The 12,284-nt window shown below is 59.2% G+C and carries 13 protein-coding genes; all 13 read right to left on the reverse strand.

From position 1 onward, the window contains the following. Nucleotide 1: 1 nt before the first annotated feature. The 13 genes from J2Y63_RS12000 to J2Y63_RS12060 all read right to left on the reverse strand — a co-directional run bounded on the left by J2Y63_RS12000 (nucleotide 2) and on the right by J2Y63_RS12060 (nucleotide 12,252). A complete protein-coding gene (locus J2Y63_RS12000; protein ID WP_435266243.1) occupies nucleotides 2-352 on the reverse strand; it encodes a hypothetical protein in 351 nt (116 codons plus the stop codon). Further along, entirely contained in the window at nucleotides 349-1,815 is a 1,467-nt protein-coding gene (locus tag J2Y63_RS12005) for a hypothetical protein (RefSeq protein WP_435266244.1), read from the reverse strand. Before J2Y63_RS12005 ends, J2Y63_RS12000 begins: the two co-directional genes overlap by 4 nt. A 2-nt stretch (nucleotides 1,816-1,817) precedes the next feature. Next, nucleotides 1,818-2,081 (reverse strand): hypothetical protein, encoded by a 264-nt coding sequence (locus J2Y63_RS12010; RefSeq protein ID WP_435266245.1) that lies wholly within the window; start codon nucleotides 2,079-2,081, stop codon nucleotides 1,818-1,820. A gap of 14 nt (nucleotides 2,082-2,095) precedes the next feature. Continuing rightward, a complete protein-coding gene (locus J2Y63_RS12015; RefSeq protein WP_435266246.1) occupies nucleotides 2,096-2,647 on the reverse strand; it encodes a hypothetical protein in 552 nt (183 codons plus the stop codon). Nucleotides 2,648-3,164: 517 nt separating this feature from the next. Further along, the gene (locus J2Y63_RS12020) at nucleotides 3,165-4,196 is read right to left on the reverse strand and encodes a hypothetical protein (RefSeq protein ID WP_435266247.1); all 1,032 of its coding nucleotides are present in this window, start codon (nucleotides 4,194-4,196) and stop codon (nucleotides 3,165-3,167) included. A gap of 3 nt (nucleotides 4,197-4,199) precedes the next feature. Continuing rightward, a complete protein-coding gene (locus J2Y63_RS12025) occupies nucleotides 4,200-4,910 on the reverse strand; it encodes a phage adaptor protein (RefSeq protein ID WP_435266248.1) in 711 nt (236 codons plus the stop codon). 45 nt (nucleotides 4,911-4,955) lie between these two features. Continuing rightward, the gene (locus J2Y63_RS12030) at nucleotides 4,956-5,198 is read right to left on the reverse strand and encodes a hypothetical protein (protein WP_435266249.1); all 243 of its coding nucleotides are present in this window, start codon (nucleotides 5,196-5,198) and stop codon (nucleotides 4,956-4,958) included. A gap of 55 nt (nucleotides 5,199-5,253) precedes the next feature. Then, nucleotides 5,254-6,501 carry a P22 phage major capsid protein family protein gene (locus J2Y63_RS12035; protein ID WP_435266250.1) on the reverse strand — a complete coding sequence of 416 codons (1,248 nt, stop codon included), beginning with the start codon at nucleotides 6,499-6,501 and terminating at the stop codon, nucleotides 5,254-5,256. A gap of 41 nt (nucleotides 6,502-6,542) precedes the next feature. Next, on the reverse strand, nucleotides 6,543-7,442 hold the full coding sequence (locus J2Y63_RS12040; RefSeq protein ID WP_435266251.1) for a hypothetical protein: 900 nt from the start codon (nucleotides 7,440-7,442) through the stop codon (nucleotides 6,543-6,545). A 47-nt stretch (nucleotides 7,443-7,489) separates the two neighbouring features. Next, nucleotides 7,490-9,547 (reverse strand): portal protein, encoded by a 2,058-nt coding sequence (locus J2Y63_RS12045; protein ID WP_435266252.1) that lies wholly within the window; start codon nucleotides 9,545-9,547, stop codon nucleotides 7,490-7,492. Next, nucleotides 9,547-10,860 carry a phage terminase large subunit gene (locus J2Y63_RS12050; protein WP_435266253.1) on the reverse strand — a complete coding sequence of 438 codons (1,314 nt, stop codon included), beginning with the start codon at nucleotides 10,858-10,860 and terminating at the stop codon, nucleotides 9,547-9,549. The genes J2Y63_RS12045 and J2Y63_RS12050 overlap by 1 nt, the downstream gene beginning before the upstream one ends. After that, nucleotides 10,832-11,140, reverse strand: a complete 309-nt coding sequence (locus tag J2Y63_RS12055) for a hypothetical protein (RefSeq protein WP_435266254.1) — start codon at nucleotides 11,138-11,140, stop codon at nucleotides 10,832-10,834. The genes J2Y63_RS12050 and J2Y63_RS12055 overlap by 29 nt, the downstream gene beginning before the upstream one ends. 464 nt (nucleotides 11,141-11,604) lie before the next feature. Beyond that, on the reverse strand, nucleotides 11,605-12,252 hold the full coding sequence (locus J2Y63_RS12060; protein WP_435266255.1) for a transcription termination/antitermination NusG family protein: 648 nt from the start codon (nucleotides 12,250-12,252) through the stop codon (nucleotides 11,605-11,607). Between the last annotated feature and the right edge of the window lie 32 nt (nucleotides 12,253-12,284).

Consider the following 12,284-nt stretch of genomic DNA (forward strand, 5'->3'; position numbering starts at 1 on the left):
GCTAGCCCTTCTTGCCCGAGTGGTTCAGAATGTAGACAGCCGTCACATCGATGCCGGCTGCATCCGCCTGGACGCGCAAGATTGATTCTGGAGCGATCGGAAGGTTATGGTCCTTGAGGTGGAAGAAATCGTCGGCTGCGACGTCCTTCTCAAACGTCACCGAATAGGCAGACCCCTTCACGCTTATGCTCAAGTTAAAGGTTCGACCGGCTCCGCTGGTGTTACAGGCTATGACACTCTCAAGCGTTGCAGTTTCGCCGGTGCTCACCGTGATAAGATCGACTTCGTTTCCGTCTGTTAGCGAGACGGTCGCAAGGCTTCGTTGGCCGGCAGTTTGAGCAAAAACGGTCATGAGAAGGCCGCCCTCTCGCCCATCAAATCAATTGTGGTGGCCGTCTTCCAGATCGCCCCCGATGGAATGCTGACCTTGAGCTTGAGCATGCGCCCGTCGCCACGCAGGCCACAGAAGCGCGTCCTGGCCGAGGGGGTTACAGGATTGCGCCAGCTGATGCTCTGCCCCTTGTAGTCGGAAGTGCCGAGCGCGATCGTGTAATCCGTCGCATCGCTGTCAAGCCTCGCGCCGTTTACAAAGAAGCGGTCAGGATCGGACGGCGAAAACTCTGCCGTGTAGAGGTCTACAGGCAAATTCTGCCCCGACATGAAGGCAAGACGGCCATTGATGGAAATCCCGCCGAATGTCGGCTGCCCGGATTGCCAGAACCGGCTATCGAAGGGTACGTCGATATCGTCGATGGTGTCGAAATACTTGTCCATGCCGTCGATCGTGACAGACGGCGTTACGACGGTGGCGAGTGCCTGGAATTCGATGTCTGAGAAGCACCAGCGATCGAGCATCCAGTTATAGCCGAGGAGATAGTTGTTCGCGTCTCTGGCCCGGAAGCGCCACCAGACGACTTGCCGGAACGGATCTACCGAGCACTCCATGTCTTCGAGATAATCGCTATCGATGGTGTAGCTGAACCATTTGTTCAGCCGTTCGGAGCCGATTGAATTCCCGCCGCGATAAAAGCCGGAGGGGCTGTAGTAAATGAAATCGTCTTGCCCGATCTGTGCGACGGCATAGGGCGCCGCAAGACCCCGCTCCGTCGTAATATCCTGGAAGGAGAAGACGAACCCTGAGTCGAGAGCAAAATTCATCGAGCGGATGGAGGAGCGCAGGAATATGATGGCTCCACTTGACATGGGAACGGCGTTCATCACGTCCGCACCTACCGGCATAGGCTGGAGATCGGCGCCGCTCTTGCCTACCTCCCACTGTTCCGTGTTGTTTATCGCGCACCAGCGTACCGTATCGGGCGCTCCGTCGATGCCGAGAGCCACAACAAAATCACCTACAACGATGATGCTCCGGCATACAGGAGGAGATCCCGCCAGATTATCGAAGAGCGAGTCGGACGAGAGGTCGAACTTCTGGATCGGGTCAACGCCATTGGTGGCAAGGACACGGTTGCCGAACTGCTTCATGACCCACCTTCGGGATGAAGAGTAGTCGGAAGAGGCACGCGTGACGTCATCCCAGATCAGGTCGGTTTCATTGAAGCGGTAGAGCTTCGTTGCCGTCCCGGCGAACGTCGCGATGGTCCCGGAGGCGGTGCGAGCATAGAATACGCCCGTGCACCCCTCGATCGTCGCCACCGAGCCCTCCCCGATCTCCGGGTCAACCGGAATGATTTCGTCAAGCGAGGGCATTGGCCCCCAGCCGTCCGCGACAGGAAGAGCATTAACCACCGCGTCGGCAGCGGCGACGTTATAAGTCGCCTTGTCCGGCTCGAATGGAGACAGCGGGATTTTCATGCTTACGCGAAGGTCAGCACGTCAGCCGGATCGACCGTGATGGCCGAAATCAGCGCATTGTTGACGACCGGATCCGCGGAGCACTCGGGCGCATCGGTGAAATCACAGGCGATGAGCGTGCCGGTCGGGATCGATGGCCACCACCAGAACTTGTTGCCGACGCCGACGAGCACCTTGACGAAGCTGCCCTGGTTGCCGGCCGGCGTCGTGGCATTGATGAGCCGGGTTTCGCCGTTGATGACTTTTTCGTAAATGACCTTTGCCATGGTGGTTCCCATCGTTAGACGACCCTTGTGATCTGGATGCAGATGTTGCCCGGATCGGTGGGCACTCCATCCGCTTCGGCGGTGATGACGAAATAGTCCTCGTAGCGCTCCGAGACGTAGACCCTGGAGGCGTGGTTGAAGCAGAGGACTTGGTAATCCGTGGTAGGCTGTGGCTCGGCGAAGAACACCCAGTAGACGCCGATATCGAGACGGAAGCCGCCCGCAAGCTGCGTCGACGGAACGATAGCCGAGACCGCCTCATCCGCGATTGTCATCGTCGCGAGGGCGTAAAGCTGCGGCGTCTCGGGCACATAGACCGGGGCATCCTCCAGTGTGTGCACGAACTGCACCACCTCGCCGACGCGCTCGACGGTGGTTGCCGTGATGACCTTGCCTTCAGGCACCGGGTCGGCCTCAGCGGGCACATACAGCCCCCAGTCGGCAAGAGCGCCGGCCGACCATAGCTGCTCGATGTGCAGCGGGTGGCAAACAGCATCATCGCCATCACCGATAGGCTGGCCGGTCCAGACGACAAAGCCGTCAGACGTTTCGAGATAGAGCGTCATGGATGCCTCACCTAGCCAAACCGCTGAAGAAGTTCCAACTCACTCACGGCAAGGGAAGCGTTCCCGTTGTTAGCTGTGACGTTGAGACGATGATATGAGAAGGATTGTGGCGACGGCACCACGAACTCTCTCACGACAGGAGGCGACCAACCGGTCTGACCGGAAATCGTGTCCAGATTCGTCCACGATGAACCATCGTTCGAGCCTTGCAGGGTCCAGTCCCTTGGCGCCGCGTTACCGGGCAACCCTGTCGCAATGCGAATGCGATATTTCCAGACAACAATTGCAGACGGAGTCTGCCGCTGAACCCAGCCTGTCGCCGATGGGGTCACCCAACTATCGCCGGATGCAGCGTTTATCTGATCAAGCGCCCTGTAATACGCGTATCCTCCGGAAACCGCGCTCCCAGTGGCAACATGCCCTGCGGGTGCGGTGTTGCTGGTCATTGCGGGGAGCGACTGAGTTTCCTCGTAGGTATACCCACCCACCCCCATCAGCATGCCGTCAGAGAGCATCGTCATGCCGCACCAACAGCGCGAAGCGAGTACCGAATGACCGTCGAGGACAGAACATGATAGTCGATGCAGGACGTCACGCCGGCCGTGGTATTGATCGACGGAGCAGATGCCGAGCCGAGCGCCTTCCAGTTCGATCCGAAGGACAGCGTCCTGCCGCCCGTGCCGTCCTGCGTGAAGGTGATCGTGCCCTTCTGGTTGATCTGCGTTGACTGGTTCGTCGGGTTAGCCAGCGTGCCGTTGTGGCCGAGGGTAAGTGTGAAATCGTTGTTGTCGGCAAGGTCAGGCGTGATAGTCGTGCCGCTGGTGAGCGTGGTGGCGGAGGCGCGCTGCGGCTTGCTGAACTGCTGGGCAACGTCGGTTTTTGCCGTATCCGCGTCATAGCCTTGGACGGTGGACCCAATAGCGGCGGCCTGAAGTGCGGAGTCAGCTTTCGCGCCTTGCGCTGCTGTCGCGAGCCCTGAGACAGTTAGGCCGGCATCTTTGATGAGCTTGCCCGTCGTGCCGTCGAATACCGCGATGCGCTCGTTTACGGCTGAGGCAGGGCCTACAACGTCGCCAACACCAGGGGCGGGCAGATTGTCGATCGCGTCCTGAATTGCCGCCATCGTGGCAATCTGGTCGGTGTCCGTGCCAAGCGTAGCGGTGGGCGCCTCTGGAACTCCGGTGAGAACCGGTGAATCAAGATCGGCCTTTGCAGCAAGGGCAGGCCCTATCGCGATCCCGCTGTCCTCGATGGCTTTGCCGCTCGTATCCGAGAAGACCGGTACGTTCCCCGCAACGGAGCTTGCCGGCCCCTCAACGTCGCCAAAGCCTGTGCCCTGTGCGTTGATGATCGGGTTGAGCGGGTCCAGAGCGTTGATGGTGACGTTCGAGCCGGCCTGGACGTTGGTGATTTTCTCGTCGAGCTTGGACTGTGTTTCCGTGCTGGTCCAGAGGTTGCCGGCAGAACGTACCGCCGTGCCAAGCTCTGCCGCCCTCGTGCCCGGGTCCGAAAGCCATTTGATGAGGGAGTCGATGAACTTGATTGTCATGGATCAGCCAGCCACAAATTCGGTGTCGTCGATGACGTATTCGTATCCGTCAGGAAGCGGGCCAAGCCCGGTGGAGCCGTAATTGCCCTCGCCGCAGCGACCGCGCCCTGCCGAGGTAAACATCGGGTCCACGGTCAAAATTGACTGCTTCGATCGGCTCAGGAGCGTGCGGGTCTCTTCAATGAATTCATCGAGGAGCGCCTTGTACGGGCCGGCCAATTGCGCATCGCGGACGAATGCGCCGCCCCAGACAAGGGAGGCCGCGAGATAGACATCGGGATGATCGGTTAGAAGCTTGTTGGTCGGGACGTCAGCACTGAGGGCAAAACGGCCCTGATACCGGAACCGGAACCGATATGGCTGGTCTAGCGGGCGGTCCATCCTGATCGTGTCGCCGTCAAGCGCCCAAAATCCAGGTTTCCCCGTGCTGTCAACGTCGTTGAACGCTCCAGGAGGCCGCACCACAAAATCGTATTCATCACCGAAATCTATCAGCTTCAGAACGATCGGGGCCACGATGGAGAGGGTCGAAACGTCGATATTTCGCGAGCCCGCAACACCGGTCAGGATAACATCCGTCTCGACGATCGAAAGTAGGCGGTTCAGCCGGGCCTCGGCCAGGGAAATGAACAGCGGGACGTCGCCCGCGATATCATTCCGGTCCATAAAGGACTGAACGGCGGTCGTCAGCTCGGTATAGTTGGTGATCGCCATATCATGCCCTCACAGAAGGGAAACGGGGGCCGAAACCCCCGCTCATTACGATGCGATAAGGCCCTTGGCCTTGAGATCGGCATCTGCTTTGCGGATCCACGCCACGATGGCGTCGGCCTGCGCCTGGCTGAAGCCGAAGGGCGTCGTGCTGGTCGATGCGGTAGCCGCCGGCGCGGTGTAACCCGTTGCCTGGATCGACGGGGTAGCGCCGAAGAAGGCGACCTTGTCACCGGACTGGCCGACGACAATGCCATCGGAGCTTTTGTCGGAAAGCTGCTTGGGAGCCATTTCCATTACCTCATATTGTTGGGAGGAGAGTGGCCGGGCCCGGAGGCCCGAACCGTTAGGCCGTGCCCGAAATACGGGTGGCGAGGCGCTCGTCGATGACCTTCGTCCCGTACAGGATGTCGAGACGCCATGCGCTTTCGTCGTTGACGCCGTCATAGACCGGGATCACGCGGACACTGGTGCCCTTGTAGGTCTGACGGCTGACGTCCACGGCGCCAGGGGGCTTCTCCAGAGGAACGGAGACGAGCGCGAAGGCATTCTTGTGGAAGATCATGTTCTGGCGGTAGCCGGTGGAAGCGGCGCCGATGAACGTGACGGCCTGGTCGTTCAGGTTGGTGACGCCCTGAACCGAGACGTTCTGGAACGGACCGTTCCAGATCATCGCCGGGGTGATGATGAGGTCGGTTTCCGAGCCCACGCCGACGGCGTCTTGAACGACGGTGAAGTGCTTCAGGAACGCCAGCGGCGCCTTGGTCACGGGATTGACCGCATAGACACCGGCAATGGTGAACACGTCACCGGCCGCGATGGTCTGCGTTGCGCCGCCGAGAGCATCGACGTGGATGGTCTGGAGGTTGGTGTCCTTCACATCCGCATAGCTGATCGTGCTGGCCGTGATGGACAGGTCGATCAGGATGGAGCCGGATCGCGAACCGGTGGTGTGGGTCGCGACGTTCTGCGTCATGTACAGATCGACACCGCCCACCATGCCGGACTGGCCTTCGCGATAGGCCGGCTTGTTGATGGTATCGTTGTAAAGGTTGGTCTGGGAGCCGACGAGCGCCCAGTGATCGGCCGGGCAGAGAACGCCCGTACGGCCATCCTGCGGCACTGCGCCTTCGTCCAGACGCTCGGGGCCCTTGGCGAAGTCCTGGAACGAGTTGATAAGCTCGCCCGGAGTGCCGACCCAGTTGGAAACGCCCGCGTAAAGGGCATGCAGGTCGGTATCGACCTTGTTGGCCAGCTTCACCATTGCCGGCTTGATGACGCGCTCGGAAAGTGCGTCAATCTTGAGTGTGAGATCCTGGGAGGTGAACTTGAAGGCGACGTGCTTGCGCTTGTCCACCCGGATCGTGGTCTTGCCTTCGATGACATCCTGGACGGCCATGGTGGCGCCGTCGGTCACCTCGAATTCGGTCGGCTTGCGAATGGAGATCGTGTCGCCGACCTTGTAGCCGTTGATGTTCTTCGAGAACTCTTCCTCGTAGCCGCGAAATACCTTCTTGGCCATGACGAGTTCGTTGTCGAGGATGCGCACCGCCTCTTTGGCGATGATATCCGCGGTAAGCGTAGTGTTTGCCATGATAATGGTCCTCTGGGCGGTCTATGCCGCACGCAATGGGGTTAGCGTTGGGCTCGCGCTCTCTGCGCTGCCTCCTGCCGGTTCCGGTGCGCGGCGAACTCGTCCATGTCCATCTCACCGAGCGACTTCCTTGCTGACACGCCGCTCTTTGCAGAGACCGTCGTCAGTGGCGTCACCGTGGATGGAGCAGGCTTTGAGGTAGCCTGTCGCTGAAGGGCTTTGTTGCCGACGTATGCGAGATACAGCGCCTTGTAGAACCTGGGGCTCAGCGATGATTTGATTTCCTCGGCCGTAAGACCGAGATCGCCCAACGCAAAGGACTGAATTTCGACGTCGAGCTGTTGGGTCCAGCCCTTGATTTTTTCCTGTGCGAACTTCCGAGTCTCATCGACGCGGGAACTGAAACCAGCCTCTGCATCGGCAATGCGCTTCTGCTCGGCCTCCGTCAGCTTTCCGGAGATTGTATGCTGCGCTTCCTTGAGCTGCTGGAAGCGCATGTACTGGGCCTGCGCTTCTACCGGGTCTTCCCGATTGAACCGCTGCCAGTCAACGTTCTGGAATTCCTGAAGCTGGCTGGTGATCTGGACGAGAACGCCGCGGGCCTGAAGTTCGTGCTCGGTCGCCTGCGACCTGATTTCGAGTTGCTTCTGGGCTTCGGCGATCTGCCGGCGCTCTTCAGCGGCGGCTTGCGTCTTCTGCGTGTAATCAGCGCTCTTGAGGAACGCATCCTTGAACTTGCCGGGGACTTTAAGGGTCTCACCATCAAGCTCGATATCGAAAAGCTCGGTCAGGTCCGCGCTGTCCTGCTCTTCGCCTTCCCCTCCGTTATCGTCGGGCTCAAGGTCCGGGCTGTAAAACCCGTCGCCCTTTACCTCCGGCGCCTGCGGTTCGATTGCTGGGGTCTCCAGTTCGTTGGCAATAGCCGTCAATTCTTCGCCCATGGAAGTTCTCACTCCTGTTTCAGGTTGGTGATAGAAGGATGCGCCGCTTACCCTTGGCGCGCGGGATTTTGCTGCTGGCGCTCAAACTGCCAGTCGCTGCGTGTTCCGGCATCGACAGTCTTGGCCGCGTCGAAGCGCTGTTTCTGTTCGTCGAGCTTCATGTCGCCGACAACCTTCATGCGGTTGGTTTCGGCGTTGAACTGGTCGATGGATTTATCGGCCTTCAATGACTCGACTTCCCGCTGAAGCTTCTGGATCAGCTCCATACCCTGCTGGACCTGCTGCTGGAGCTCCGGCGGCACCTGCTCTTTCTGGAGCGCCGGGTTAACCGACTGGAGGCGCTTTGCGATTTCGTCGGCTCCCGGCCAGTCGAGGTTCTTGGCAACCAAATCGCCGATAAGAGGTGCCGAGTCGGGATAGGACCGAACAAATTCGACCATCTGGGCCGCCGCCTCTTCGCGCCGGGTTGTATAGCTTGGGCCGGTCGTGACGGTCAGATCGTACTTGCCAACGGTAAGATCGTGCATCGCCATGACAGCAGTCTGGATCTTCTGCCCGTATTCATCCTGCTCTTCTTGCATGACGGGCTGGCCGCTCTCGTCCTGCTGGGGAAAGGGCTTGTTGATCTGTTTTTCATCCGGCGTTCCGTCCTCGCCGATGACGCGGACAACTCGCTCCGAGGTGTAGACCTTCGGGATGAGGTCGATCAGCACGCGGCCCGTATGGCGGATGGCTCGGGCCAGGTTGTCGATGAAGTGGAACGTCGCTACGTCCCCTTCTCGCTGGCGGGCCATGATGGCTTTGCCGCTGGTCTCATTAGACCTGGCGCCGAGCGAAGCATCATAAAGGCCAATAATCGCCTTCATGTCATCAGCGGCGTTCAGAGCCTCTTGAAGGGCGCCAGCCGCAACACCACCGTCGAGCGGCTGGCGCTGCGGGGGTGCCTTGCCCTTGGCAAACTCGATATGCGACCACGACTTAGTGTTGACGGACGACCACTTGTCCTCATCAACGGCAAAAGCGCCCTCTTCACCAATAAATGGGACGCGAGGGGCAAGCGCGACAAGCTCGGTGCTGGTCGTGCGCCAGTAGTTGAACATCCTCTGCGCGTCTTTGGCGCTATGGATCAGGCTCCGGAAATACCGCTTTCCCTCGACGACAATCTCGTCGCCGTAAACCGGGATGATCGGGATGTAACGGCCCGGCCAGACGCGCTCTTCAAGGACATCCGCCCCCGACATGATGGTCTGCGTAACCTTGTGCGACTTTGCTTTTCGGCTGGTAACGACCTGGATGGCGCCTACTTCAAGCGCTGTGGCGAGATTTTCATCGGCCGCCATCTCCTCTTTCGAGACCACCCGGCCATCGGAAAGCTTGAAGATTTCGCGCTCGACCTCTTCGCGGTGCCACCATTCGGCGATCAAAACGCCGCCGTCTTCGGCGCACTTCTGATCTTCTGACCACGCTTCGGACCACGCGTCACTGTCAAAATCGACATCAACCTGGCCACCATTAATATTCGTCTTGCCCTTGTAACGGCTTTTGAATTCCTCGCGCGGGATGCGATCGACGACAAAGGCGTCGTTCCAGTCGCACGAGTCGGCTGACATGCTGTCTGGATCGCCATAAACCGAGAACTGGTTTGCGATGCGCTCAATGCTGAGGTCCATCTCAAACGCGTCGTCGTAGGCGTAATCGAGGCCTACGCGCCAGTAACCGAAGCCGCCGGCAACGCTCTGTTCGATGGCAGTATCGTAAGCGACGTCAGCGTTCGATGTGTATTCGATGTTTCTGATCAGACCGTTGATGACGTCGGCCGTGGCAACATCAGCCCCGCTATCGACCGGGTGAACCTTGATGGACGGCTTGTTCTGCCGCGCATCGTTCACCACCTGCCGAATGAACGCATTCATTTTCGAAATGGTGAGGCAAGGGCGCCCTTCCATCTCGCGCTGCTTAACCATCTTGTCCGGCCACTGCTCTTCCAGCCGGGAGAACTTGATATCGTCGAGCGCAGTCAGCCGGTTATGGCTGTCGGCGTCCGAGCAGCGCTGGAAGGCTTTCTTCCCTGCGCTCAGACGCTCTGACATTTTGTCTTCAGCCATCAGCCCATCCATCCGCCAGCGCCGTAGCGTTGCCGTTGCTCTGGTTTCTTCTGTCGAGGTTCTTCGTAGGCCACGCACATGAGCCCGAATGCGTCGGCGCCGTGCGATGCCCAATCGTGTTCAGGGCCAAGACCGATGTTGCGGGTCTCGTCCTTCTTCTCGTGATACCAGCCGAGCGCATCGCGCCCCGCTTCCGTCGTCTCTTCGTTAAACCAGATGGCTGGGAACAGCCTGCGGGCCGCTTCAATACGAGCTGCCGCGGCGCCCTTGCCCTGGTTCGGAATGACCGTGACGTCGTAGCCGGCGTCTGTCAGCGCACTCTCGTATGAGACGGCGTAAACCTTGTCTTGCGTGCTGCCGTCATGAGGAAGCCAGAACTGCGCCTTGTCTGGCGTGAGGCCTTTGCCGCGGAGCCATGCAAGATGCGTAGCCAGCGGCTGTCCCTGCGCCTCGTAATAATCAAGGACCCGGATTTCCCTTCCGACGAACTGAGTAACCCAGATGACAAAGCTGTCGGCTTTCGCCCCCGTGCCGCCGATATCGACGAACAGGCGAATGGTCATCAAGGGGTCAGCCGAGACGCGACCTATACGGCCCTCTGCCTTGGCTGCTGTCAGGTGGCTTGCGAAGTAGGCGCCGGAAGCTACCGTCACGTACCCGCCTTCCCACACATGATCATAATCGTCTGGCGTCATGCGGAGGCAGTCGAGGCGTTCCTGCTCAAGCTCCGCGCTAAACCACGGATTGTCCCGCCAGTTGGCATTAACGACGATGGCGCCAGTCGGGATTTGCGGCCCCCTGAGCATCACATCAACCGGATCGATCTTCCGACGAGCGTTCCAGCTCCACCACATTTGAGCACCTGGCGCTCGCATGGTTGGGCGAAGCATCTTGATCGAGGTGGCGGAAGCAGATTGAGCCTCTTCCCACCAAGCCCGCTTGAAACCCTCCAGTGACTTGATCGACTCTGCCGTATAGTCCTGCATCCCCTTGAAGATGATCAGGCCATCTCGCGGCGTTGCGATGCTATCGCGGTAGATCTTGAAGCCATCGGCCTCACCAAGGCGGCAATCGTTCAGCTTTGCCTCGATCAGCGCCTTGGACGATTGGGCAAGGTCCTTCTGAACCTCACGAATACAGACGCTTCGAAGCCCCTCACCCGATATTCCCGGTTCCGCAAGGCTGTCCTCAATGAGCAGGCCGCCGAAGAAGTGGGACTTGCCGGACCCTCGGCCACCCCAAGCGCCCTTGTCACGGGCAGGCTCAAGAAGCGGCTCGAAGACCTCAGCGGTCTCGATCGCGAGGACGGACAATGCGGCGCTCGATTGTGTGGATCATCTTCAGCGGGTTTTCTTCGTCCCCTGAAATTTGCATGGGGAGAACTTTCCCTAGAAGGCTCATGAACGGGCCTGGGTTAAGTCTGGCCTGCTGCGTCAGATACTCGACTATATTGCCGCCGCCGGCTTTCTCTGCCGCCTGGATGATCGCGTCCTTGAGGAGAGCAGTCGTCTTGTTCGGGGAGCCCTTCGGCCGCCCCATGCCAGCGCGTGGCGGCTTTCTATTGACCACTACTTTAGTGGGCTCGTCATTCATTTGCAGCACTCCCGAGGGTTGGTGCTTGTTTGCGGTTATGCCCGCTCTTTCAGGATGATCTTGCCAATGCGGCAATGGCGGTCGATCGAGTTGACCACCGAGCGCTTTGCCTTGACCCTGTGCCGCTCGCTCAATCGGATAAAGCCGCAGACGCTGTCAAATTTAGCCCCGTCTCGATCTGCATGGAGAATGGCTGCTGCTCGTTCTCGGTGTACGGAACTTCATCCCACCAGGAGCGAGTGGTCATGTCATGCTCCTTGCTTGGGAGGGGTTAGAAGTACCGGACAAGCGCGATGATCGAGACGACAGCGATGATGTAGTCCTTGCGGCATTCGGGGTTGAATTTTGGCACTGTTCTCCCAACGCAAGGTGGTGAATTACCCTGCATTGGCCCGGCGAGTGTTGCCCTCATTAATCGAGGTCCGCGATCAGAACAGCCAAATCACCAAACAATCCCGTAGAAACTAAGCGACTTTATCGATTTCCGCAAGAGTCTCAGCGGCGTCAAGCGCGTCGAGCTGGGAGGTTATCGACAAAACTCTATCGCGAACAACCTCACTAAGTCGTCCAGCAACCTGATCAGCGTATTCGCGCATCGGCGTTTTGACGCTCCTGCCCTTCGGGAGGATTTTTTTGAGCTGCCCACGAAGATAGTTTTGCTTGTTGAAGCGTGCCCGCTCGATGTCGGACCACTCCTGTAGCATTCTGGACTGCTCCGCCTGGAACTCTATCAACATCAGCTCGGAAATCATGCTCTCTGGAAACCTCGCCGGCCCGGACTCCTTGGTATGCGAGAGAACACACATGACAGCATCAACCGCCCTCACCTTCTCGAACTCCAGGACGGGGAGATGCACGAACGCGTACCCGACAAGGAAGGGATATCGCTTTGCAATGAGCTTGTTCGTCCTATGGTGGCGCGTCCAATTCCAAAGAGATGGCATGAAGACGTCAATACCCTCCTGGCGCAATTGCCGTTCGAGGATACTCTCACCCTTCCGTCGCTCTGCCTCAGCTCTCTCTTGTTCGGTGATGTTCGCCGCGATGGGTAAGGGCCGCGCCATCCGTTGCGTCCCAGGTTTTGCGCGGACCGCGTACCAGTTGCTCGCCATTGTCACCCCTGATCCCATAGCGGTCTTGCCGT

It is taken from the genome of Shinella sp. BE166 (assembly GCF_051201095.1).
Classification (GTDB): Bacteria; Pseudomonadota; Alphaproteobacteria; order Rhizobiales; family Rhizobiaceae; genus Shinella; species Shinella lacus.

Excerpts from the sequence above, each read along its gene's own strand:
- J2Y63_RS12060 (WP_435266255.1), bottom strand. The coding sequence starts at position 12,252 with ATGGCGAGCAACTGGTACGCGGTCCGCGCAAAACCTGGGACGCAACGG.
- J2Y63_RS12000 (WP_435266243.1), bottom strand. The coding sequence starts at position 352 with ATGACCGTTTTTGCTCAAACTGCCGGCCAACGAAGCCTTGCGACCGTC.
- J2Y63_RS12030 (WP_435266249.1), bottom strand. The coding sequence starts at position 5,198 with ATGGCTCCCAAGCAGCTTTCCGACAAAAGCTCCGATGGCATTGTCGTC.
- J2Y63_RS12045 (WP_435266252.1), bottom strand. The coding sequence starts at position 9,547 with ATGGCTGAAGACAAAATGTCAGAGCGTCTGAGCGCAGGGAAGAAAGCC.
- J2Y63_RS12035 (WP_435266250.1), bottom strand. The coding sequence starts at position 6,501 with ATGGCAAACACTACGCTTACCGCGGATATCATCGCCAAAGAGGCGGTG.
- J2Y63_RS12055 (WP_435266254.1), bottom strand. The coding sequence starts at position 11,140 with ATGAATGACGAGCCCACTAAAGTAGTGGTCAATAGAAAGCCGCCACGC.
- J2Y63_RS12005 (WP_435266244.1), bottom strand. The coding sequence starts at position 1,815 with ATGAAAATCCCGCTGTCTCCATTCGAGCCGGACAAGGCGACTTATAAC.
- J2Y63_RS12015 (WP_435266246.1), bottom strand. The coding sequence starts at position 2,647 with ATGACGCTCTATCTCGAAACGTCTGACGGCTTTGTCGTCTGGACCGGC.
- J2Y63_RS12010 (WP_435266245.1), bottom strand. The coding sequence starts at position 2,081 with ATGGCAAAGGTCATTTACGAAAAAGTCATCAACGGCGAAACCCGGCTC.
- J2Y63_RS12020 (WP_435266247.1), bottom strand. The coding sequence starts at position 4,196 with ATGACAATCAAGTTCATCGACTCCCTCATCAAATGGCTTTCGGACCCG.
- J2Y63_RS12040 (WP_435266251.1), bottom strand. The coding sequence starts at position 7,442 with ATGGGCGAAGAATTGACGGCTATTGCCAACGAACTGGAGACCCCAGCA.
- J2Y63_RS12025 (WP_435266248.1), bottom strand. The coding sequence starts at position 4,910 with ATGGCGATCACCAACTATACCGAGCTGACGACCGCCGTTCAGTCCTTT.